This is a genomic window from Bacillus methanolicus PB1 (assembly GCF_000262755.1).
GTDB lineage: Bacteria > Bacillota > Bacilli > Bacillales > Cytobacillaceae > Bacillus_Z > Bacillus_Z methanolicus.
Genome location: NZ_AFEU01000002.1, coordinates 851,009 through 874,554, shown reverse-complemented (window position 1 = coordinate 874,554; position 23,546 = coordinate 851,009). Strand labels below are relative to the sequence as shown.

Here is a 23,546-nt window from a genome sequence, read left to right as displayed (position 1 = left end):
TTTATTCTTGCCAATTTAGCTGTTCTAAAAACTGATAAACATCTTCGTGCAGCTGGTCTTTCTCTTTATCAAGTGTTATGACATGGCCGGATTCTTCATACCACTTAATCTTTTTGACATCTGATTGGATTTTGTTGTAGATGATATTGGCGCTGTCAGTATTAATCATCTTGTCATGGCGCCCCTGTACAACAAAGGTTGGTGCATAAATCATATCAACATGATTCCTTACATCCGCAATCAATTCCTGCAAGGATTTTAATGTTTTCATTGGTGTTTTCGCAAACTCGGCCATTTCCTGTTCAATTTCTTCTTCCGATTTTCCCTCCCGCTTTTTAAATTCGCGGGCATACTCTAAAACTCCTTTATACATCACTTCTTCACTTTTAATATACATGGGTGCACACATCGGTATAATTCCCTTTACAGGCTGAGTGTAACCCAATTTTAACGAAAAAACCCCTCCTAGCGACAAACCGGCAACTGCGATTTCATCATGACCACGTTTTTTCAAAAATTCATATCCCTCCAGCACGTCTTTCCACCAGTCTTCCGGTCCTGTATGAACCAATTCTTCTGGAGGAACGCCGTGGCCTTTATAATGAGGCGCATGGCATGTATATCCTTTTTTTTCAAGAAAACGGCCGAGCATGCGGACATCTGCGGAATTCCCGGTGAATCCGTGCAATAATAGGACGGCCCGTTTTCCCCCTTCAAACGTAAACGGCTGCGGCATTTTGATTTTCATTTATCTAAAACTCCTTTTTTATACCTTTGATTAATTTCTTATTATAGTGAAAAAATATCTTTTTTTATTCTTAATAATCCCGAAATAAGCATTGACGAATAGTAAGCACAAAAAAACCTGACCCGCAGCGGCCAGGATTCTCTATCACTACAATTGAAAATAGGTTACAGCGATTGACAATACGAAAAACAGAACAGCTAATACAATCGTAATGCGGTGGAGCACTAAATCGATTCCGCGTGCTTTTTGCTTCCCAAATAAATGTTCTGCGCCTCCGGAAATCGCACCGGACAAGCCTGCGCTTTTACCAGATTGAAGAAGAACGACAATAATAAGGGCGATGCTTACAATAACTAATAGTGTGATTAATACTGCGTGCAAGAAGTCCACCTCCCGTAAAACGAACATACACAGTATTTCTAATGTATCATATTTCCTTATTATTAACAATAGCTTGATTCAATATAGAAAAAGCGCCGGCTCGCCGGCCGGCACTTTCCTATCAGAAATTATTTCTTTAAGTTATAGAAAGATTTTATTCCCAAATATTGAGCAGTATCTGCCAATTGGTCTTCAATTCTAAGTAATTGATTGTATTTTGCAACGCGGTCTGTACGGGAAGGTGCACCCGTTTTGATTTGTCCGGCGTTCGTTGCAACAGCAATATCAGCGATCGTGCTGTCTTCTGTTTCACCGGAACGATGGGAAATAACCGCTGTGTAGCCGGCGCGTTTCGCCATTTCAATTGCGTCGAATGTTTCCGTTAAAGTACCGATTTGGTTTACTTTAATAAGAATAGAGTTTCCTACGCCTTTTTCAATGCCTTGCGCAAGTTTCTTCGTATTCGTTACGAACAAATCGTCCCCGACAAGCTGAACTTTTTTGCCAATGCGCTCCGTCAACAGCTTATGGCCTTCCCAGTCGTTTTCATCAAGGCCGTCTTCAATCGAAATGATTGGATATTTTGAAACAAGCTCATCATACCATGCAACCATTTCTTCCGAAGTTTTTACAACACCTTCTCCTTCAAGATGGTACTTGCCGTCTTCTTTGTTGTAAAGTTCGGAGGAAGCTACGTCCATTGCAAGCATTACTTGCTCGCCAGGTTTGTAGTCGGCTTTTTCAATGGCTTCAATGATCGTTTGCAGTGCTTCTTCATTTGATTTCAGGTTTGGCGCAAATCCGCCTTCGTCACCAACTGCAGTGTTTAAGCCTTTTGCTTTTAATACAGCTTTCAGGCTGTGGAAAATTTCTGCACCCATGCGAAGTGCTTCCTTAAAGCTTTCAGCACCAACCGGCATAACCATGAATTCTTGAATGTCTACGTTATTATCAGCATGGGCGCCGCCGTTTAAAATGTTCATCATTGGAACAGGAAGCTGTTTCGCATTAAATCCGCCAAGATATTGATAAAGCGGAATATCTAAATAGTTTGCAGCAGCATGGGCAACAGCCATGGACACGCCTAAAATCGCATTCGCGCCAAGTTTGCTTTTGTTTTCAGTTCCATCAAGTTCAATTAAAGCTTTATCAATGGACACTTGATCAAGTACGTTGAATTCTTCGCCAACAAGCTTTGGAGCGATAATCTCATTCACATTCTCAACTGCTTTTAACACACCTTTTCCAAGATAACGGCCGTTGTCGCCATCGCGAAGTTCCACTGCTTCATATTCGCCAGTGGAGGCGCCGCTTGGAACTAAAGCGCGGCCGAATGCGCCTGATTCAGTAAATACTTCAACTTCAACCGTTGGATTACCTCGGGAGTCTAACACTTCACGAGCATATACATCTGCAATAATTGGCATGTAAAATCTCTCCTTTAATGGTTATTTTTTAATTAATGATGTTCCGGTCATTTCAACCGATTTTTCCAAATTCAACAAATCAAGAACCGTTGGGGCGAGATCGCCAAGAATTCCGCCGTCACGGAGCTCAATTCCTTTTTTCGTCACAATGACAGGAACCGGATTTGTCGTATGGGCTGTCATTGGCTTGCCTTCCAATGTTACCACTTCATCCGCATTTCCATGGTCGGCAGTTATAATGGCTGTTCCGCCTTTTTGGATAATCAGGTCGACTACACGGCCGAGACATTCATCAACTGCCTCTACTGCTTTAATTGTCGGTTCAAGCATGCCGGAATGCCCGACCATATCCGGATTTGCATAGTTTAAAATAATTGCATCAAATTTATCTGCTTCAATTTCTTTTATAAGTGCATCGGTTACTTCATAAGCGCTCATTTCCGGTTTTAAGTCATAGGTTGCAACTTTCGGAGAATTAATTAAAATTCTTTCTTCTCCCGGGAATTGAACTTCGCGTCCTCCGCTCATAAAGAATGTAACATGAGGATATTTCTCCGTTTCCGCAATGCGCAGCTGCTTTAACCCGTTTTGGGAGATGACTTCACCAAGAGTGTTGTCAAGGTTCGTTGGCTTAAATGCCACATATCCTTCAACCGTTTCACTAAAATGGGTCAAGCAGACAAAATGAAGGTTTTTCGGATGCTTCGGTCCTCTGTCAAACGAGCGGAAATCCTTGTTCGTGAACGTATTTGAAATCTGGATTGCGCGGTCAGGCCGGAAGTTATAAAAAATGATTGCATCTTTATCTTTTATCGTTGCCACCGGCTCTCCGTTCGGCTTTGTCAACACTGACGGAATGACAAATTCATCAAAGATTCCGTTCTTATAAGAATCCTCAATAAGCTCTAACGGATCTGAGTAAGCAGGACCTTCACCATATACCATCGCTCTGTATGATTTTTCAACGCGTTCCCAGCGGTTGTCCCGGTCCATTGAATAATAGCGGCCGGAAATTGTTGCAAATTCACCGACGCCGTACTCCTTCATTTTTTCCAGCGTTTCTTTAATATATTTTTGCGCTGTTTGCGGACCGACATCCCGTCCGTCCAAAAATGCATGAACGAACACATTATTAACACCTTCCTGTGCGGCCAGACGAAGAAGCGCAAACAAATGGTCAATGTGGCTATGAACGCCTCCGTCAGATAGAAGGCCAAACAGATGCAGGCTTGTGCCATTTTCTTTTACGTGGCGAATCGCATCCAAGAACGTTTCATTTTTCTCAAATTCGCCTTCACGAATGGCAATGTTTACTCTCGTAAGACTTTGATAAACAATTCGGCCGGCGCCGATATTTAAGTGACCTACTTCTGAATTCCCCATCTGTCCTTCTGGAAGCCCGACTGCTTCCCCGGAAGCTTTCAGCTTTGTATGAGGATACGTATTCCAATAACGGTCAAAATTCGGCTTATTGGCTTGGGCAACAGCATTCCCTTCCTTTTCCTCCCGAAGAGCAAAGCCATCTAAGATAATCAATGCAACAGGGGCTTTACTCATTTAAACCTGCCTCCAATAATTGCAGGAATGATTGAGGCTCAAGGCTTGCTCCGCCGACTAACGCTCCGTCAATTTCCGGCTGGTCCATGAAATCTTTAATGTTGTCCGGTTTTACACTTCCGCCGTATTGTATACGGACTGCATCCGCAGTTTCAGGTGAAAACTTATCTGCAATCGTCTTGCGAATATGTCCACAAACTTCATTGGCATCTTCCGCAGTCGATGATTTTCCTGTTCCAATCGCCCAGATTGGTTCATAAGCAATCACTGTTTGTTTAACTTGTTCTTCTGTTAAACCGTTCAGTGCTTTCTGCACCTGGTATTCTACTAACTCATTTGTTTGGCCGTTTTCGCGCTGTTCAAGCGTTTCACCAACGCAAACAATCGGGATCAGATGATGTTGAAATGCTGCCAATGTTTTTTTGTTGACAGATTCATCGGTTTCATTGAACATTTCCCTGCGCTCGGAATGTCCGATAATGACATATTGGACTCCAATGTCAGAGATCGCTTTCGGGCTTATTTCACCGGTAAATGCTCCGCTCTCTTCAAAGTGCATATTTTGTGCGCCAATTGCTAAATCAGAATTTTTAGTCGATTCTACAAGGCGTTCCAAAAATAAAGCGGGGGCACAAACGACGGAATCCACTTTATCTTTTGCCGGAACGAGCCCTTTTACCTCTTCAATAAAAGCTTTCGCTTCCGCTAATGTTTTATGCATTTTCCAGTTCCCTGCAATAATGGGCTTGCGCATGCTTGGCACATCCTTTCTAATTGATTTTTTCTGATGCAATGAATTGAATTTTAGGAGGTTACAAGTCTATTATGGGCGGTGATAACACGATTTTTGGCGTTTAGACACCTTTTTTCGGCGGTTAAAACACAAATTTCAGCGGTTAGACACCTTTTTTTTAGACGTTATATTACGAATTTTGATGTAAGACACCTGTTTTCAGCCGGTATATCATAGAATTTGAGGCCAGACCTCTTTTTTTGCCAGTAATAACACTATTCCTGGCGCAGGACTATTTATCATTTAAAGCAACAACACCAGGAAGTTGTTTCCCTTCCATAAACTCAAGGGATGCCCCTCCGCCGGTAGAGATGTGGCTCATTTTATCAGCAAGGCCAAATTTTTCAACCGCCGCAGCTGAATCTCCGCCGCCGATCACCGAATATGTATCTTTTGCTTCAGCAAGGGCTTTTGCTACAGCTTTTGTTCCTTCTGCAAACTTGTCAATCTCAAATACTCCCATCGGACCGTTCCAAATGACGAGTTTCGACTTTTGTATAACGTCTTTATAAATTTCTCTCGTTTTAGGACCGATATCAAGTGCTTCCCAGTCAGATGAAATTTCTTCAATCGGCACCACTTTTGTATTAGCATCTGCTGAAAAATTGTCAGCAATGACTGCATCTACAGGCATATAGAAGTTAACGCCCTTTTTCTCTGCTTTTTCCATAAACGATTTAGCAAGCTCAATTTTATCTTCTTCCAACAGCGATTTTCCAATCTCATGTCCCTTCGCTTTTACAAATGTGTAAGCTAATCCGCCGCCGATAATAAGGTTATCTACTTTTTCCAACAAGTTTTCAATAACGCCGATTTTATCTTTTACCTTTGCACCGCCAATGATTGCCGTAAAAGGACGATCTGGATTCGAAAGTGCTTTCCCAAGTACTTCAATCTCTTTTTCCATAAGGAATCCGGATACGGCAGGCAGATAATGGGCAATTCCTTCTGTTGAAGCATGGGCTCGATGCGCAGCTCCGAACGCGTCATTCACATATACATCTGCCAATTCCGCAAAGGCTTTGGCAAGTTCAGGGTCATTTTTCTCTTCACCCGGATAGAATCGAACGTTTTCCAGTAAGAGTACATCGCCTTCGTTCATGCTGTCAATCACAGATTTTACTGTGTCACCGTAAGCCTCATCTGTTTTCTTTACTTCTTTTCGAAGCAATTCAGACAACCGTTTGGCCACAGGTGTTAAACGCATTTCTTCATTTACCTTGCCTTTTGGACGGCCAAGATGGGATGCCAGCACGATCTTTGCTCCTTGCTCGATTAAATATTGAATCGTAGGCAAAGCAGCACGGATTCTCGTTTCATCAGTTATTTGCCCATCTTTCATAGGCACGTTAAAATCAACTCGGCAAAACACTCGTTTTCCTTTTACGTCCACATCTTTTACGGACTTTTTGTTCATCGCAAAAGGACCTCCTTTAGGATCAAATTAAATCGCAAAAAAAGAGAGAGGGGAATGATCCCCGCTCCCCTTGTACACCCATTTACAATATAGCAGTTTGCAGTACAAAAATTCAATAAATCCTTGTAAATGAATTAAAAATGTTTAGCGATTAAAGTCCTTTTTGTCCAATGTAATCAATAAGATCCACTATACGGTATGAATATCCTGTTTCGTTATCGTACCAAGAAATAACTTTTACCATGCGGCTTTCCATAACCATTGTAGAAAGGGCATCGATTGTTGATGAATTTGTGTTTCCCTTATAGTCGCTGGATACAAGCGGCTCTTCGCTGTACCCAAGAATTCCTTTTAATTCACCTTCAGCTGCTTCTTTTAAAACTGCATTAACATCTTCCACTGTTACATCTGTTTCTAGTTCAGCAACTAAGTCAACTAAAGAAACGTTAGGTGTAGGAACACGAATTGCTCCGCCGTTTAATTTTCCTTTTAATTCAGGCAATACAAGTGATACAGCTTTTGCAGCACCTGTCGTTGTCGGAATGATGTTTTCAGCTGCTGCACGGGCACGGCGATAGTCTGAGTGCGGCAGATCAAGGATTTGCTGGTCATTTGTATAAGAGTGGGCGGTTGTCATCATTCCGCGTTTAATTCCGAATTTATCATGCAGCACTTTTGCTAACGGCGCCAAGCTATTTGTTGTACAAGAAGCATTAGAAATGATATGATGATTTGCCGGGTCGTATATGTCATGGTTTACTCCCATAACAATAGTGATATCTTCATCAGAAGCCGGAGCAGAGATGATCACTTTTTTCGCACCTGCTTCTAAATGTTTTGCAGCATCAGTTCGTTTTCTAAAACGTCCAGTAGATTCCACTACTACTTCAACGCCCAAGTCTCCCCAGCCAAGTTGAGCAGGGTCGCGCTCAGCCAGTACCTTTACTTTTTTGCCGCCGACTACTAAATAGTCTCCGTCTACAGATACTTCTTGATCCAGTCTTCCGTGTACGGAATCATATTTTAAAAGGTGTGCAAGCATATTTGCATCTGTTAGATCGTTAACAGCAACCACCTCAACGTTAGGGTTATTTAATGCCGCACGAAAAACCATACGTCCAATTCTTCCAAAACCATTAATACCAACTTTTACTGCCATGATTTTTCCTCCTAATAAATTGGTAAGGATGATATTTTTATATATTATGGGTTTAACTCTTGTACCAACTGTTTTGCGACCCCTTCATCAGTAATTAAGATCGTCGATGACGGCGCTTGTTTCATGTAAGCACGAATTGCTTTTGCCTTTGAAGCTCCGCCCGCAACTGCGATTACATTATCAACTTTTGATAAATCAGCAAGCTGCAATCCAATTGTTGATACTTTATGGACAACCTCTCCGGCCTCATTAAAATAATAGCCGAAAGCCTCTCCAACCGCTTTCCTCTGTTTAATTAATTGTAAATCTTGTTCACTCGTTTTGCGGCGTTCCGCCATTGTAATAGCGTCTCCAATTCCATGCAATACCATGTTGGCCGATTTTATCAAACCGAGCACTTCATTAATTAAAGGATCTTTCATAATAGAAATATACATTTCTTCGCTAACTTGATCAGGGACGTATAAAACACGGTGCCTTGTGCCTGTATTCTCTGCCATTTTTGCGCAAATGGTGTTGGCTTGGTTTTTTACATCTTCGCCAATTCCTCCGCGCGCAGGCACAAACAAAATGTCTTTTTCGCCAAAGTCAGGCGTCAGCATGTCAGCAACTGTCGCCATAGTTGTTCCTCCGGTTACTGCGATGATATTCTTTCCTTCGATCAATTTTCTCATGCAATTCGCACAAGCCCGTCCAAGTTCGGTTTTGACCCATGGAGATTGGTCGCTGTCCCCGGAAACGATCACTACTTTTCGGATCTTTAACTGGTGTTGCAACTGTTTCTCAAGTTTGTCAATACCTATTACCCCTCTCATGATGCTTTCAAGTTTCTCAAGAAGATTTTTTCCATCAGCGGTCAAACTCATTCCAACACCGGTTATGGAAATTAAGTTTTGGTCTTTCAAAAACTCAACTTCTGAGCGCAGAACCCGTTCTGTCATCCCAAGGCTTATTGCCAGGCTTCTCCTGCCGACAGGCTGCATCAAATTTATATAATGCAGGATATGGTATCGCTTTTGCATAACATTGAGAAGGTCCGGCAAAAGTCTTTTCTGAATATCAAGCAAAGAGTCCATGGGGACACTCTCCTTTGTTTATATGTTGGTCATTAAATGTCCCGGTGTGACAAATTATGTCCCGATTTTTGCAAAAAAAATCATCCCTGATTCATTTTCATTTTAACAGGAGCAAAAAGCGAATTCAACTTATAAATCTAAAGTTTTTTCTTGTAAACGGTTAATTATGAACATTTTATCTACATGCCCATATTGAACTGCTTCTCCGGCAATTTCAACGACAGGGATCATAAGGCCGTATTTTTCAGTCAAGGCATCGCTTTCTTCAATATCCACTTCCTCAAGTTCGAACGGATACTCATTTTGAATCTCCTGCAAAACACGTTTTGCTTTGTCACATAACGGGCATTTTTTTCTCGTATAAAAGACAATTTTTTGCACAATGATTCTCCTTTTCTATTCATACCTTTTCCTTTTGGTTGAAGAAGGAATTCCGAGTTGGTCCCGATATTTCGCAACTGTCCGTCGGGAAACGATAATCCCCTCCCTGTTTTCTAACATTCGGGTGATTTCCTGGTCTGAAAGTGGATTTTGTTTATTTTCTTCCTCAATATATTGTGAAATGAGGTTCTTCACTTGGTTCGACGATGTATTTTCATTTGAAACGGACTGTACCGTACTCGTAAAGAACGATTTTAATTCTAACGTCCCGTATGGTGTTTGAACAAATTTTCCACGAACAGCCCTGCTAACCGTTGATTCATGAATTCCAAGCTCATCAGAAAGATCCCTCATTGTCATCGGTTTTAAAAACTGTGGTCCTTTACGAAAAAAATCCTGCTGCCTTTCTGTAATTTTTAAGGCTACCTTTATGAGCGTTTCTTTTCTTTGCTCAAGGCTTTTCATAATCCATTGATAATCCTGCTGCTTTTCTTGAAGAAAACGGCTTACTTCGGGGTTCTTATAGGCAAACATTTTTTTATAATACTTTTCATTAAAGCGAACTTTTGGCATTGCATCATCAAAAACCTTAACGGTAAATTTATGCCCTTCCCGTCCAATAATCACATCAGGAATAACATAAGCCGGCTTTTCATAATGGAAGATCGCACCCGGTCTCGGATTTAACGATTGCAAGCAATCAAACACTCTTTGAATATCGTTTATATCAACTTCAAGTTTCTTCGCTAAATCCTTCCATTTCTTATCTGTAAACATTAGAAAATATTCATCTACAATTTTTTCGGCTAATAGATCTCTTTGTTCTTTCTTCCTAAGCTGAATGAGAAGGCATTCTCTTAATGATCTGGCTCCGATTCCGTAAGGCTCTAGTTCTTGTAATAGATTAACACAAAATTGCACTTCTTCGGAAGAAATTTGAAAGCGCACCGATACTTCTTCCAAATCCGCCCTTAAGTAACCGTTTTCATCAATGCATTGAATAAGATAGCTGATAACCTTTTTCTGACTTGGAGCCACTTCTTTCATGTTTAACTGTGAAAACAATATTTCATCAAGCGTAACAACATTTTCTCCTATTTGCTCTATCCAGTTTTTTTCGTCTTTGTCTATTTTTTTCCGCTTCGGATTCCACTTGTCAACCCGTGGATCTATCGATCTAATGTTGTTGTCTTCTATTTGAATAAGGGGATTTTCCATTGCTTTAGATTCAAGAAAAGCCGAAAGTTCATAGGCAGAATATTGTAACAGTGCAATGGCCTGTGCAAGCTCTTGCGTCAATGTCAATTTCATCGTTTGCTGTTGCCAAAGCCCGGCTTGTAAATTCATGCTCATCCCCCTCCAAGATTGCGGCCCAATTTATCCATTTCTTTTTGAAAACGGTTACAAAAACTGGATTTTCATTGAACTTTTCACTCTACTCTTATTTTATTATATAGAGGGCATATGTAGTATGAAAAAAATAAAACACTTTTTTGGACATACTAATTTGAGGAAATTAAAACCCTTTTTAACGATTCTGCAAAAAACAAAAACCCCTTTCCCAAATCAAGAAAGAGGTTTGCCAGCGCCCTCGGCAGGAATCGAACCCACATTTCAAGAACCGGAATCTTGCGTGCTATCCGTTGCACCACGAGGGCAGAAATATTAAGATTTGTCGTTTTCTTTGGCGTTACGATTACATATTATATGACATGTTTTCATACTTTGCAAGTACAGATTGTGTTTAAAAAGTCATACACTGGATATGATGGAATACGGAGGATATTTAAGAGAAGTCTGTCGAATGATTCTGCAAAGATGTGAATGCGAAGTGTTTGACCTTTATTGACCATTAATGTATGATAACAATACATACTATTTCTTCTGTTGGAAGAACCTTGAACAGAAATGTATGTCATAGAGAGATTATAAAGGAGGAAGAGCAAGTATGAATTTAATTCCTACAGTTATTGAGCAAACAAACAGGGGAGAGCGTGCATATGACATTTACTCCCGCCTTTTAAAAGACCGTATTATTATGCTTGGAACCCCGATTGATGATTATGTGGCAAACTCAATTGTTGCCCAGCTGTTGTTCCTTGAAGCTGAAAACCCTGAAAAAGATATCTCCATCTATATCAACAGCCCCGGCGGTAGCATTACTGCAGGTATGGCCATCTACGATACAATGCAATTTATTAAGCCGGACGTTCAAACGATTTGTATCGGAATGGCTGCTTCCATGGGTGCTTTCTTATTGGCAGCAGGTACGAAAGGAAAGCGTTATGCTCTGCCAAACAGTGAAGTTATGATCCATCAGCCGCTTGGCGGTGCCCAAGGGCAGGCAACAGAAATTGAAATCGCAGCAAAACGGATCTTGTTCCTTCGTGACAAGTTAAATAAAATTCTTTCAGAACGTACTGGACAGCCGGTTGAAGTCATCGCAAAAGATACTGACCGCGATAACTTCATGACTGCCCAACAGGCGCTTGAATATGGGTTAGTTGACCACATCATTTCAAGAAATTCTCTTGAGGATAAAAGCAAAAAATAATATGAGCAGCGGAAGCAACTGCTGAGCCGGGCGCTGAAGCTTTGCAAAACGAAAAAAAGCTGTCTCATAAGGGTCTGACCCCATGTACATTTATCAATATATAGCACATTTATGCAACATTATGTCCTATATATTGTGTTATGGGGTCTGACCCTTAGGCTTTTTATACTGTGTCTTACCTAAAAGACCCATCTATCGCGGTGGCTGATATGCCATAGAGGTTTGAGACAGCCTCTTTTTCATTCTTCTTGCTGAATATAGTTGGTCAGCTCTTTAATGGCTTCCTGTTCGTCACTGCCGTCAACAATAAGAGTAACAACAGCTCCGTTGCTTACTGCAAGGCTCATCAGTCCCATGATGCTTTTAGCATTCACCTTTTTCCCGTCTTTCTCCAAATATATATCTGATGAAAAACGATTTGCTTTTTGAACGAACAGCGCTGCAGGGCGCGCTTGCAAGCCCGTTCTCAACATGACTTTCACCTGTTTCTCCACCATTACAAATCCTCCCTTATGATTAAGTGTCGGGGGCCTGGCCCTTTACAATTTGGAAATCGGCTCACCCGCACGCAATTTTTCGGCGATTTCATCGATTTTTCTTAACCGGTGATTTATGCCCGATTTACTGATTGCTCCGCCTGAGACCATTTCTCCTAATTCCTTAAGCGTTATATCTTGATGGGCAATCCGAAGTTCAGCTATTTCTCTTAATTTTGCAGGCAACACATGAAGCCCGACTGTTTGGTCAATGTAACGAATATTTTCCACTTGCCGAAGAGCGGCTCCGATTGTTTTATTTAAGTTGGCTGTTTCACAATTGACGAGACGGTTCACCGAATTTCTCATATCCCGGACGATCCGGATATCCTCGAATCGCAATAAGGCATTATGGGCACCGATAATGTTCAGAAATTCCGTAATTTTTTCTGCTTCTTTTAAATACGTAATAAATCCTTTTTTGCGTTCAAGTGTTTTGCTGTTAAGGTTAAACGTATTCATCAGTTCAGATAATGAGTCACTATGTTCTTTATATAATGAAAAGATTTCGAGGTGGTAGGAAGAGGTCTCAGGATTATTTACCGATCCTCCGGCAAGGAAAGCCCCTCTCAGATAAGAGCGCTTACAACATTTCTTTTTTACAAGTTCTTCGGATATATCATGAACAAATGTAAAGCCTTCTCCTAATATTTTTAAATCTTCTATTATGTCCTTTGCTTTGTCCGATAGCCGGACAATATATACATTATTCTTTTTCAAGCGCATTTTCTTGCGGACAAGAAGTTCGATTTGAACATTGTAGCTTCGTTTGATTAATATATAAATTCTTCTTGCGATCGCTGCATTTTCTGTTTGAATATCAACTACGAGCTTTCGATTTGAAAAAGAAAGTGATCCATTCATTCGAATTAACGCAGACAGCTCCGCTTTTGCGCAGCAATCCTTTATTTCAAGATTGGTTAATTCTTTTTTCGTTTCCGAAGCGAAAGACATCCCCTTCACCTCCAGTTCAGACAAACTTTTGCATTATCTAATACGCATTAATTCTCTTTTTAGTTTCATCTATTAATATTGAATATAATATTTCTGCCACTCTTTTCGTGTCATGGCGAATGGCTCCGTTATCAATGCTTACAATTTTACCGTACACAACTTCCAATCCAAGTTCATACAATTTTTGCAAATCATAGCGGACCGGCTGTGCAAGTTCTTCTTTATATCGTTTTTGTATATGAATTGGAATATCTTCATTGTTCACAAGAATTGTATCAATAAAAGAGCAATTCATGTGCTCATATATTGCTTTTACATGGTCGCTTGCCGTAAAGTCATGCGTTTCGCCCGCCTGGGTCATAAGATTGCAAATATAAACTTTTTTCCCTTTTGATCGGCATACTTCATCGCCTAGCTCCGGAACAAGCAAGTTTGGCAGAATGCTTGTATATAAGCTACCAGGTCCAATAATGATCATGTCAGCCTGCCTTATTGCTTGAATCGTTTCCGGAAGCGGTCTTATATTTTCCGGCGTTAAGAAAACCCTTTTAATCCGTTTACCTGAAAACGGGATTTTTGATTCCCCCGAAACAATTGTTCCGTCTTCCATCTCGGCATGCAAGACAACGCTTTGATTGGCTGCCGGCAACACTTTTCCGCGAACATTTAATACTTTGCTCATTACTTGAATAGCATGTACAAAATTGCCTGTAATGGATGTCATCGCAGCAATGATTAAATTTCCAAGTGAATGTCCGGAAAGCTCATTTGATGTGTTAAAACGATGCTGGAACATTTTCTCAATAAGCGGCTCAACGTCTGATAGGGCCGCAAGTACGTTCCTTATATCACCCGGCGGTGGAATATGCATGTCATCTCTGATACGTCCGGAACTCCCTCCGTCATCCGCGACCGTGACAATTGCCGTTATATCAACGGGATATTGTTTTAATCCGCGCAAAAGAACCGGCAGGCCTGTTCCTCCGCCGATGATGACGATTCTGGGCTGTCTATTCTTGATCATGTAATTTTATCCTTTCTCATATCAATGTCTCGGTGCGTAATGCGTGTATTGTAATCTTTTTCAAAATATTGTCCAATATATTCTGCTATTGCAACCGATCGATGCTGCCCGCCGGTGCAGCCAACGGCCACAACAAGCTGCGCTTTTCCTTCACGCTTATATTGAGGAAGCATAAAACTGAGCAATTCTGTTACTTTTTCTAAAAACTTTTGCGTTTCACTCCATTTGAGAACATAGCTGGAGACATCTTCGTCAAGCCCTGTTTTTGGCCTCATATGTTCAATATAATGTGGATTTGGCAAAAAGCGGACATCAAATACAAGATCTGCATCAATCGGAAGTCCATGTTTAAAGCCAAAAGAAATGACATTTACCGTAAAGATCGTCTTTTTATTTGCAGAAAACTCGTTCAAGATTTTCTCGCGAAGCTCCCGCGGCTTCATTTGAGATGTATTATATATTATTTGAGCCCGGCCTTTTAATTCTTCTAACAAATTCCGTTCCAGCTTAATACCTTCAAGGGGAAGTCCGGAAGGAGCAAGCGGATGGGATCGCCTTGTTTCTTTATAGCGCCTTACTAATGTAGAATCGTCGGCATCAAGGAACAGAATTTGCGGAGTGACCCAGGATGTTTCAGCCAGATCATCGAGCGCTTTAAAAAGATGGTCAAAGAACTCTCTTCCTCTTAAATCCATCACCAGCGCCACTTTATTCATCTTATTCCCTGACTCTTTCATTAGTTCCAGGAATTTAGGCAGTAATGTCGGGGGCAAATTGTCGACACAGAAGAAACCAAGATCTTCAAAGCTTTGAATCGCAACTGTTTTTCCTGCTCCTGACATTCCTGTAATAATGACCATTTGGATATCGTTTGACGCACCGGTACTCATATTTTCTCCCCCTTTATTGGTGTGATTCTAGCTTGGATCAAGCCGATAACTGATCAGCTCGAAATCCGGAGTGTATGTAAATGTCCCAAAAATCACGCCTTTGCCATGAATCAAATATTCAAGAATATGATAATCACCTGCTGCCATCGGGAGGTTCTTTATATTCTTAAGTTCGTGCCAGGCAAGGATTCCTTCCTCGCTTTGATCTAAATTTACACCATCTGCTTCTGTAGCAAGAAAACTGAACATCATCCACTCAGACAGCACTCGGTCGCCTTCTTTCATAATAAATGTGAAAATCCCTTTTATTTTCGGGTTCCGCAAATAAATGCCTGTTTCTTCCCGATACTCGCGTATACAAGAATCTTTTACTGATTCACCCGGCTCCATTTTGCCTCCGGGAGCAACCCACCAGTTGCGGCGAGGCTTTTGTAAAAGAAGAATTTTATTATCTTTTAACAGCACGCAATTTGTCACCCGCTGCACTTTTGTCACCTCAATTTGAGCCGTACGCTTTTATCTGTATACTTCATACTTCAACATGCTAAAGTTATCTCCTTCTTTTCATTATACTATTTTTGTAAATCAGCCACAATGAATACAAAAGCCATAATCTCAGCAAAAAAAGAGCACAGGATCACCTGTGCAGTAATAAAGGATTATATTTTTTAAAAGGGGGTCAATTTCTGCTTTAATAATACCCAAAAATTATTTCACTTCTGTTACAGAAGAATTAAAACGCAGTTACTTTTTTCGGGGCCTGGCCCCCATCGCGTTAATGCGTTAAAGCAGTCGGGGACAGACCCTTATTGCGGTAATGCGATGAAGGGCTGTCCCCGTTTGTTTTATGCTTTTATTTTTAGTTCTTCTTTTAGTTCTTCTACATAATGCTGGGCACTTTGAGCTGCGATGCTTCCATCGCCTGTTGCTGTAACAATTTGGCGCAGCGATTTCTCGCGGATATCGCCTGCCGCGAAAATGCCGGGCACTTTAGTTTCCATTCTTTCATTTGTTTCAATATAACCATTTTCGTTTGTAATTCCGAGTTTTTCAAATGGCTTAGAAAGCGGCACCATGCCGATATAAACAAAGACACCGTCTGTTTTAAATTCTCTTTCTTCACCTGTTTTTGTGGACACAAGGGTCACACTGCCGACTTTACCATCTTTTCCATTGATTTCCTTCACCGTATGGCTCCAAATAAAATCAACTTTTTCATTTGCAAATGCACGTTGCTGAAGAATCGCCTGCGCACGAAGCTCGTCACGGCGGTGAACGATCGTCACCTTCGACGCAAATCTTGTTAAATATACGCCTTCTTCAACTGCAGAGTCCCCTCCGCCGACAACAACAAGCTCTTTTCCTTTAAAAAAAGCTCCGTCACAAACAGCACAATATGATACACCGCGTCCTCCAAATTCTTTTTCGCCCGGCACGCCAAGCTTTTTAAATTCAGCACCGGTCGCAATAATGACCGCGCGGGCTTTGTATTCTTTTGAACCGGCTACAACGGTTTTATATTCTTTCCCATCGATCACTTCTTTTATATCACCGTAGGCATATTCTGCACCGAATTTTTTCGCATGTTCGAACATTTTTGTTGATAATTCAGGACCAAGAATATGATCAAAACCGGGATAATTTTCAACATCTTCGGTATTAGCCATTTGCCCTCCCGGCACACCGCGCTCGATCATTAATGTGGAAAGGTTGGCACGGGAAGTATAAACGGCAGCTGTCAATCCGGCAGGACCAGCACCGGCAATGATGACGTCATAAATTTTTTCTTCTGACACTTTTTACACTCCTTTAAAGTAATAGGGTCTTAATTAATAAGAATTATGTTCACCTTATTATTTCCTATCTATACCTATCCTATAAGACCCAAGAGTTATTGTCCAAAAAATTGCTCACCGTAGACAGCTGTACACCAATTTTATATATTTTTGCAATGTGGACGGAGAAACCCCATACTGGCTGGCGATTGATTGCTGGGATTCTTTTTCATCCCGCAATTTATGCCAAATATACTCGATGGCGCCTGCCCATGCTTTCGTATTTTTAAGACGAATGTTTGATTTTGCAGCTTCTGCAAAAACAGAAAACCACAGTAAATAAAGACCGGCTTGTTTTGTTCCAATCGGCTGATGTATTTCATATAAAACTTGAGCAGTTTCATGACCCATTCTTATAAACTGTCCACAAGAATGTTCATCCATTTTTTTAATAAAATATAAATATTCTTGTTCTAATTTGGACAGTTTTGAGTTTGAAACAACTTGTCTAGAGAAAAGAATTTCATCCTTTTGGCCGGAAAGAGAAGTTAAGAAAATAGCAAAAAGGCGCTCTTCGATATAATCACTTTCATATTTTTTCAAGATCGAGGCAATATGGTCTTCAAAGCCGCTTACAGAAGGCCTTTCCTCATTCCACGGTTCAAGGCCGGCTTTTTCAGGATTGAGCTCCAATACCCTTTTCCAAATATTGCGTCCCGCTTGTTCTCTCCCAGTATAATACGAAGAGATTGACAGCCAGTAGTAAAATCCCCCATCCCCGTCATATCCCTGCTTATAAAGCTTCTTAAGCCAGAAATAAGCCAGTTCATATTCGCCGATTAGTGCAAAAGTAGCCCCAAGCTTAAACTGATGCTCGCTTGAAAGCGGTTTTATTTTCGCTAAGACTTCTTTCATTTTTTTTACTTCTTTTGTCCTACTCTGGTAATAGGAAAATACTAATTTATTGCAAAGAGCATGTAAATTGCCCGGATTTAAACGCAAAACATTATTTAATATTTCCTCGGCTTTTTTAATTTCTCCAAGATAAAAGTATGCGAGCGCAAGGTTATTATAGGCTGACCAATATTCCGGGTACTCCTTAATTACCCCATTTAATATTTCAATAGCCTTTGGAAAATGGCCTGATTCAAGCAATTCGCGAGCCTGTTCTTGTTTAATGATAAGGTCATCCTCTTCATACAGTTCTTCTCCAAGCCCTTCTGATTCCAAATTCAACAGAGAGAGCAAGTCCTCTGCATCTTCTGTAAATTCGCCGTCCTGATCTAATTCTAAATAGAGTTTAGCATGGTGGCATGCGTCTTTGAAAAATCCGAGATGGGCATAATTATTTGCAAGAAAATAGTGGCATTCCGCCATTTCTTCATCCAATTCTTCGAGGATAAAATGCAAAAGCCGATTTGAATTTTGGTACTCTCCCAACTCTGTATACACAATTGCCAATTGGCAGGCAATCATCGGCTCGCCCGGTTCGAGCTGCATGGCCCGGAGCAAATATTTTTTTGCTTTTTGAAAATCACGACTCTGGAAAGCTTTTATCCCTTTTGAGAAATAATACTCCCCTGTTGGAATAAACGAAAGTAACATTCCCTTTTGATGTCTTGCTTTTGAATCTTTCCCCATGCAATCCTCCAATTATCATTATTAACCTTAATAGTATAACATAAGAGCAAGCCGAAAGAGAAGAGGGCGGCACGACGGCAAAGTACTACATCGCTGCAACGCTTTAACGGATCGCGGGCCAGACCCTCAATGCTTTAAAGCTTTAATGCATTGAGGATCTGGCCCCTAATTTTGGTGCCGTTTGGACAAGACTTTGAGGATTTCTTTGAATGGAAGCTGCTGTTCTCTTAAAAGCACCAATAAGTGATAAAGCAGATCGGCTGCTTCCCACTTTAACTCATCCGCATCGCGGTTTTTTGCGGCGATGATGACTTCTGAAGCTTCTTCACCGACTTTTTTCAAAATCTTATCAACGCCTTTTTCAAACAAATAAGTCGTATAGGCGCCTTCCGGGCGTTCCCGCTCCCGCTCTTCAATCACTTTTTCAAGAGTTTGCAAGATTTGATAATCCAAAAGGCTTTCAGGAGTTTCTCCAGACACCTCTCCGATTTCCTCGCCGTGATAAAAGCGTTCTGAAAAGCAACTGACAGATCCTGTATGGCATGCCGGCCCGTCAGGTTGAACGAGGACGAGAATAGCATCTTGATCACAATCATACTTCATTTCAACAATCTTCTGTGTATTTCCGCTTGTTTCCCCTTTATGCCACAGCTTCTGGCGTGAACGGCTGTAAAACCATGTCTCTCCCGTCTCCATCGCTTTCCTGAGTGATTCACGGTTCATATAAGCCAGCGTGAGAACCTCTTTCGTAGACGCATCTTGGACAATCGCCGGGACGAGCCCTTTTTCATCAAATTTAATCGATTCCATGTTCATCGAACATGCACCCCATTCTTTCTTAAAAAGTCTTTCACTTCACTTACAGACGTCTCTTTATAGTGAAAAATCGAAGCCGCCAGAGCAGCATCTGCTTTCCCTTTCAAAAATACTTCGACAAAATGTTCTGCGTTTCCCGCTCCGCCTGATGCAATTACTGGAACACTGACTGCCTCGCTGACTGCTTTCGTTAGCGATATATCAAAGCCATTTTTTTCGCCGTCACTGTCCATGCTCGTCAATAAAATTTCACCGGCTCCTCGCTCAACCGCTTCCTTCGCCCATTCAACTGCTTCCCATTCTGTCAGCTTTCTGCCGCCGTGCGTGTAAACCCGCCATGAGCCTAATTCAAGGTCATATTTCGCATCAATCGCAACGACGATGCACTGGGAACCGAAAAAGTCCGCACCTTCCGTAATCAAAGAAGGCTTCAATACAGCTGCGGTATTAAGTGAAACTTTATCGGCACCGGCCCGTAAAATACGCTTCATATCTTCTAGCGAGTTAATACCGCCTCCAACCGTAAAAGGGATCGCCAGTTCAGATGCAACTGCCTTTACGACCTCGACCATTGTTTTCCGGCCTTCGTGGGATGCACTAATATCAAGAAAAACAAGCTCATCCGCACCTTGCTCGTCATAAACGCGCGCCAGTTCGACAGGGTCTCCCGCATCTCGGAGTTGAACAAATTGAATCCCTTTGACAACCCGTCCATCTTTTACATCCAAGCATGGAATAATTCGTTTTGTCAGCATTGCCCGCTCACCTCTCTCAGCGCTTCTCTAACGGAAAAACGCCCTTCATAAATGGCTTTGCCGACAATCGCGCCGCATACACCTTTCTTTGAAAAAGCTTTTAACTTTTGCAAATCCTCTATCGAGCTGACGCCTCCTGAAGCAATCACGCTTTTTCCTGTTTCTTCAGCCATTTCCCGTACGGCATCAAAATTGGGTCCTGAAAGCATTCCATCGGTTGCAATATCGGTAAATATAAACGTTTCCGCCCCGGCATCAGCAAAGCGTTTTCCTAACTCGACCGCTTTCGTATCACTTGTATTGAGCCAGCCGTGAGTGGCAACATATCCGTTTTTTGCGTCAATGCCGACGGCAATTTTTTCTCCGTACTTTCGAATCATATCAACTGCAAACTCAGGATTGGAAACAGCTGCGCTCCCGATAATGACACGCTCCACGCCGTTTTCCAAATAATGAACGATATCATTTTCCGTCCGTATGCCCCCGCCTATCTGAACTTTTACCTCCAGTTCACGAGCCGCTTTTATAACAAATTCATCATTAACTCGTTTTCCATCCTTCGCGCCGTCAAGATCGACCATATGTATCCATTCAGCGCCTTCAGCGGCAAACCGGGCCGCCATTTCAAACGGAGAATCGCCATAAACCGTCTCTTTATCATAATCGCCTTGAAGAAGCCGAACACATTTTCCGCCGCGCATATCAATCGCGGGATAAATAGTAAAAGCCATGACACCGCCATCCTTTCCCCTTCCAGCTAAATAAAGTGAAACTTTCACCAATGAGGGCTTTTTCCCACTAGTTATTATTTGAAAAAACACGCCGCGGAAAGTTAACCCGCAAAGCTTAAAGATCCGTTAAGTGTGACGAAATTGTGCAAAAGCTGCATACCTAAAGCCCCGCTTTTTTCAGGATGAAATTGCATACCATAGACATTTCCTCTTCCTACTACCGCGGGAACCTTCACGTCATAATCGGTTTCCGCAATTACAACGTCCCGCTCTCCCGGACTGACATAATAAGAGTGTACAAAATAAACAAAACCGCCAGTTATATTTTCTAAAATAGGAGATGGGGCAGCCAGATTTAGCTTGTTCCACCCCATATGCGGAACTTTGTACGTCTCCCCCTGTTCAGTAATTCCAGGGAAACGATGAACTTTTCCCGGAAGCAGCGCCAGTCCTTTCGTCAAGCCGTTTTCTTCACTTTCCTCAAATAGCAGCTGCATGCCAAGGCAAATGCCAAGCAGAGGCCGTCCGCTTTGGACATACTCCTTTACCATATCAGTAAGACCCGTATCATTCAGTCTGGCCATCGCATCCCGAAAAGAGCCAACGCCTGGTAATATTAACGCACTCGCTTCACGAAGCTCCTGCCGGTACTCCGATATAAAATAAGATGCACCTAACCGTTCAAGCGCCTTGCTGACACTGAACAAATTTCCCATACCATAATCAATAATGCCGATCATTTATAATACCCCTTTCGCAAAGCTCTCTGCTTACTTTAACGCATTAACGCAGTGCGGGTCAGACCCCCAACAATTTAACGCGTTAACGCGGTGCGGGCCTGTCCCTCAATGATTTAACGCGTTAACGCGGTGCGGGCCTGTCCCTCAATGGTTTAACGCGTTAACGTGATGCAAGGGCGGCTGATTTATTTATAACATCCCTTTCGTGGACGGAATCCCTTTAATCCGGGGATCGATCATTGTCGCCTCATCAAGAGCGCGGCCAAGCGCCTTAAAAACCGCTTCAATCATATGGTGCGTGTTTTTCCCATAATGTACAATTACATGAAGATTCATCCGTGCCTCAAGCGCAAGTTTCCATAAAAACTCATGCACAAGCTCTGTATCAAAATTTCCTGCCTTTTGGGAGGGAAACTCAGCGCGCATTTCCAGATGCGGACGGTTGCTCAAATCGACGACAACTTGAGCGAGGGCTTCATCCATCGGAACAAAAGCATTTCCGTAACGCCGGATTCCTTTCTTATCGCCAAGTGCTTCGCGGAGAGCCTGTCCAAGACATATCCCAATATCTTCTGTAGTATGGTGGTCATCAACTTCAATATCGCCCTTTGCATCAACTGTCAGGTTAAATTGGCCGTGTTTCGTAAACAGATCGAGCATATGGGTCATAAACGGCACACCTGTTTCAATGTCCGACTTGCCTTCACCGTCGATTGTAAACGTTAGTTTAATATCTGTTTCGTTAGTTTTTCGATATACACTTGAGGTTCTTTCCATTCTTTTGCCTCCATCACGATTGGTCCTTCAATCTTTCTTCAACAGCCAGCAAAATCGCCCGATTGTAAAAGATTTAGTCTCGACCGGTCGGCCCTTCAATCCCATATCAATATTAAATTTATGACTAATCCTTAAACCTTGCTTCCACTGCCCGGGCATGTGCTTCAAGCCCTTCCAAACGGGCAAACGCAGCTATTTTATCTATATTTTGCTCTAGAGCTGTTTGACTGTAAGCAATAATGCTTGATTTTTTCTGAAAATCCTCGACACTAAGCGGGCTGGAAAACCGCGCCGTCCCATTTGTCGGCAAAACATGATTCGGCCCGGCAAAATAGTCGCCGACCGGTTCAGAGCTGAATCTGCCGATAAAAATTGCTCCTGCGTTGCGAATTTTTCCTAAAAGCTCTATCGCATTCTCTGTGATGATCTCAAGATGCTCCGGTGCCAGAGCATTAATTGTTTCAACTGCTTCGTCCATATGTTCTGCGACATAAATCGCTCCGTAATCCGCAATCGATTGAGCCGCAATTTCTTTGCGCGGCAGATCGGAAAGCTGTTTTTCCACTTCAAGTGAAACATCCTTTGCCAGTTGCTCTGATGTTGTCACAAGGATGCTGCATGCACGACTGTCATGCTCCGCCTGTGATAATAAGTCGGCAGCTATTTCATGTGCTTTTGCAGTACTATCAGCCAGCACGGCAATTTCACTTGGTCCGGCGATCATGTCAATGTCGACATCGCCAAACACTTCTCTTTTGGCCAGCGCTACAAAAATATTTCCGGGTCCGGTAATTTTATCGACAGGTTTGATTGTTTCTGTTCCGTAGGAAAGCGCCGCAATCGACTGCGCTCCCCCGACCTTATATATCTCCTTCACTCCGGCAATCCTTGCCGCCACTAACACGGCTGGCGGAAGCTTTCCATTTCGGCCGGGCGGCGAAACCATTACAATCCGCTCCACGCCTGCCACTTTTGCCGGAATCACATTCATCAGCACTGAAGAAGGATAGGCAGCCGTTCCTCCCGGTACATAAACGCCGGCAGAAGCTAGCGGCGTTACCTTTTGGCCGAGAATCGTCCCCGTTTTATCAGTTGTCATCCAAGAAGGGCGCAATTGTTTTTCATGAAAAGCGCGAATATTTTCAGCCGCTTCCTTGATAATCGAAACAAATTGTTCGCTAATCTCATTAAATGCCTCGTCCACTTCTTCTTCTGTCACGGACAAAGAAGATAACCGGACCCCATCGAATTTTTCTGTATACTCAATCAACGCGGCATCGCCTTTTTCACGAACTTCACTAATGATTTCTTTTACAGCAGCCCGCTGTTGTTCAGTTCCGCTGTCAACTGTTCTTTTTATCGAAATAAGATCCTTGACCTTTAATATTTTCACATCTTTCATCCTTTCAGACGC

The 23,546-nt window shown here is 42.1% G+C and carries 24 protein-coding genes and 1 tRNA gene; 1 reads left to right on the top strand and 24 read right to left on the bottom strand.

The features are described from left to right. Position 1: 1 nt before the first annotated feature. From PB1_RS09255 to PB1_RS09205, 11 genes are all read right to left on the bottom strand, one after another. Complete coding sequence (locus PB1_RS09255; protein WP_003352094.1) at positions 2–748, bottom strand: alpha/beta hydrolase; 747 nt, start codon at positions 746–748, stop codon at positions 2–4. Positions 749–895: 147 nt separating this feature from the next. Continuing rightward, entirely contained in the window at positions 896–1,129 is a 234-nt protein-coding gene (gene secG / locus PB1_RS09250) for a preprotein translocase subunit SecG (protein WP_003352093.1), read from the bottom strand. Positions 1,130–1,257: 128 nt separating this feature from the next. Then, positions 1,258–2,556, bottom strand: a complete 1,299-nt coding sequence (gene eno, locus PB1_RS09245) for a phosphopyruvate hydratase (RefSeq protein WP_003352092.1) — start codon at positions 2,554–2,556, stop codon at positions 1,258–1,260. Between the two features lie 21 nt (positions 2,557–2,577). After that, entirely contained in the window at positions 2,578–4,113 is a 1,536-nt protein-coding gene (gene gpmI, locus PB1_RS09240) for a 2,3-bisphosphoglycerate-independent phosphoglycerate mutase (RefSeq protein WP_003352091.1), read from the bottom strand. Further along, positions 4,106–4,867 (bottom strand): triose-phosphate isomerase, encoded by a 762-nt coding sequence (tpiA, locus tag PB1_RS09235; RefSeq protein WP_003352090.1) that lies wholly within the window; start codon positions 4,865–4,867, stop codon positions 4,106–4,108. The genes gpmI and tpiA overlap by 8 nt, the downstream gene beginning before the upstream one ends. A gap of 271 nt (positions 4,868–5,138) precedes the next feature. Next, positions 5,139–6,323 (bottom strand): phosphoglycerate kinase, encoded by a 1,185-nt coding sequence (locus tag PB1_RS09230; RefSeq protein ID WP_003352089.1) that lies wholly within the window; start codon positions 6,321–6,323, stop codon positions 5,139–5,141. 151 nt (positions 6,324–6,474) lie between these two features. Next, positions 6,475–7,482 (bottom strand): type I glyceraldehyde-3-phosphate dehydrogenase, encoded by a 1,008-nt coding sequence (gap, locus tag PB1_RS09225; RefSeq protein ID WP_003352088.1) that lies wholly within the window; start codon positions 7,480–7,482, stop codon positions 6,475–6,477. A gap of 44 nt (positions 7,483–7,526) precedes the next feature. Further along, on the bottom strand, positions 7,527–8,558 hold the full coding sequence (locus tag PB1_RS09220) for a sugar-binding transcriptional regulator (RefSeq protein WP_003352086.1): 1,032 nt from the start codon (positions 8,556–8,558) through the stop codon (positions 7,527–7,529). Between the two features lie 129 nt (positions 8,559–8,687). Then, complete coding sequence (locus tag PB1_RS09215) at positions 8,688–8,939, bottom strand: glutaredoxin family protein (RefSeq protein ID WP_003352085.1); 252 nt, start codon at positions 8,937–8,939, stop codon at positions 8,688–8,690. A gap of 15 nt (positions 8,940–8,954) precedes the next feature. Then, a complete protein-coding gene (rpoN, locus tag PB1_RS09210; RefSeq protein WP_003352084.1) occupies positions 8,955–10,286 on the bottom strand; it encodes an RNA polymerase factor sigma-54 in 1,332 nt (443 codons plus the stop codon). Positions 10,287–10,525: 239 nt separating this feature from the next. Continuing rightward, positions 10,526–10,597 (bottom strand) — tRNA-Arg (locus tag PB1_RS09205). A 290-nt stretch (positions 10,598–10,887) separates the two neighbouring features. On the opposite strand from PB1_RS09205, the gene clpP reads away from it, so the two are divergent. After that, positions 10,888–11,493, top strand: a complete 606-nt coding sequence (gene clpP, locus PB1_RS09200; RefSeq protein ID WP_003352083.1) for an ATP-dependent Clp endopeptidase proteolytic subunit ClpP — start codon at positions 10,888–10,890, stop codon at positions 11,491–11,493. A gap of 239 nt (positions 11,494–11,732) precedes the next feature. On the opposite strand, the gene PB1_RS09195 is transcribed toward clpP, so the two are convergent. From PB1_RS09195 to hisD, 13 genes are all read right to left on the bottom strand, one after another. Next, entirely contained in the window at positions 11,733–11,990 is a 258-nt protein-coding gene (locus PB1_RS09195) for an HPr family phosphocarrier protein (RefSeq protein WP_003352081.1), read from the bottom strand. Between the two features lie 42 nt (positions 11,991–12,032). Beyond that, entirely contained in the window at positions 12,033–12,983 is a 951-nt protein-coding gene (gene whiA, locus PB1_RS09190) for a DNA-binding protein WhiA (RefSeq protein ID WP_003352078.1), read from the bottom strand. Positions 12,984–13,020: 37 nt separating this feature from the next. After that, complete coding sequence (locus PB1_RS09185) at positions 13,021–14,007, bottom strand: gluconeogenesis factor YvcK family protein (protein WP_003352077.1); 987 nt, start codon at positions 14,005–14,007, stop codon at positions 13,021–13,023. Continuing rightward, positions 14,004–14,897, bottom strand: coding sequence for an RNase adapter RapZ (rapZ, locus tag PB1_RS09180; protein WP_003352075.1), 894 nt, complete (start codon positions 14,895–14,897; stop codon positions 14,004–14,006). Before rapZ ends, PB1_RS09185 begins: the two co-directional genes overlap by 4 nt. 27 nt (positions 14,898–14,924) lie before the next feature. Beyond that, a complete protein-coding gene (locus tag PB1_RS09175; protein WP_003352074.1) occupies positions 14,925–15,383 on the bottom strand; it encodes an NUDIX hydrolase in 459 nt (152 codons plus the stop codon). Positions 15,384–15,742: 359 nt separating this feature from the next. After that, positions 15,743–16,693, bottom strand: coding sequence for a thioredoxin-disulfide reductase (trxB, locus tag PB1_RS09170; RefSeq protein ID WP_003352073.1), 951 nt, complete (start codon positions 16,691–16,693; stop codon positions 15,743–15,745). A 114-nt stretch (positions 16,694–16,807) separates the two neighbouring features. Then, on the bottom strand, positions 16,808–18,313 hold the full coding sequence (locus tag PB1_RS09165; protein WP_003352072.1) for a tetratricopeptide repeat protein: 1,506 nt from the start codon (positions 18,311–18,313) through the stop codon (positions 16,808–16,810). Positions 18,314–18,478: 165 nt separating this feature from the next. After that, the gene (gene hisIE / locus PB1_RS09160; RefSeq protein ID WP_003352071.1) at positions 18,479–19,129 is read right to left on the bottom strand and encodes a bifunctional phosphoribosyl-AMP cyclohydrolase/phosphoribosyl-ATP diphosphatase HisIE; all 651 of its coding nucleotides are present in this window, start codon (positions 19,127–19,129) and stop codon (positions 18,479–18,481) included. After that, positions 19,126–19,884 (bottom strand): imidazole glycerol phosphate synthase subunit HisF, encoded by a 759-nt coding sequence (gene hisF / locus PB1_RS09155; protein ID WP_003352070.1) that lies wholly within the window; start codon positions 19,882–19,884, stop codon positions 19,126–19,128. The genes hisIE and hisF overlap by 4 nt, the downstream gene beginning before the upstream one ends. Further along, complete coding sequence (gene hisA / locus PB1_RS09150) at positions 19,878–20,615, bottom strand: 1-(5-phosphoribosyl)-5-[(5-phosphoribosylamino)methylideneamino]imidazole-4-carboxamide isomerase (protein ID WP_034645161.1); 738 nt, start codon at positions 20,613–20,615, stop codon at positions 19,878–19,880. The genes hisF and hisA overlap by 7 nt, the downstream gene beginning before the upstream one ends. 101 nt (positions 20,616–20,716) lie before the next feature. After that, entirely contained in the window at positions 20,717–21,355 is a 639-nt protein-coding gene (hisH, locus tag PB1_RS09145) for an imidazole glycerol phosphate synthase subunit HisH (RefSeq protein WP_003352066.1), read from the bottom strand. Positions 21,356–21,544: 189 nt separating this feature from the next. After that, positions 21,545–22,132 carry an imidazoleglycerol-phosphate dehydratase HisB gene (gene hisB / locus PB1_RS09140; RefSeq protein WP_003352065.1) on the bottom strand — a complete coding sequence of 196 codons (588 nt, stop codon included), beginning with the start codon at positions 22,130–22,132 and terminating at the stop codon, positions 21,545–21,547. Between the two features lie 124 nt (positions 22,133–22,256). Continuing rightward, positions 22,257–23,525, bottom strand: coding sequence for a histidinol dehydrogenase (gene hisD, locus PB1_RS09135; protein WP_003352064.1), 1,269 nt, complete (start codon positions 23,523–23,525; stop codon positions 22,257–22,259). Positions 23,526–23,546 lie beyond the last annotated feature (21 nt).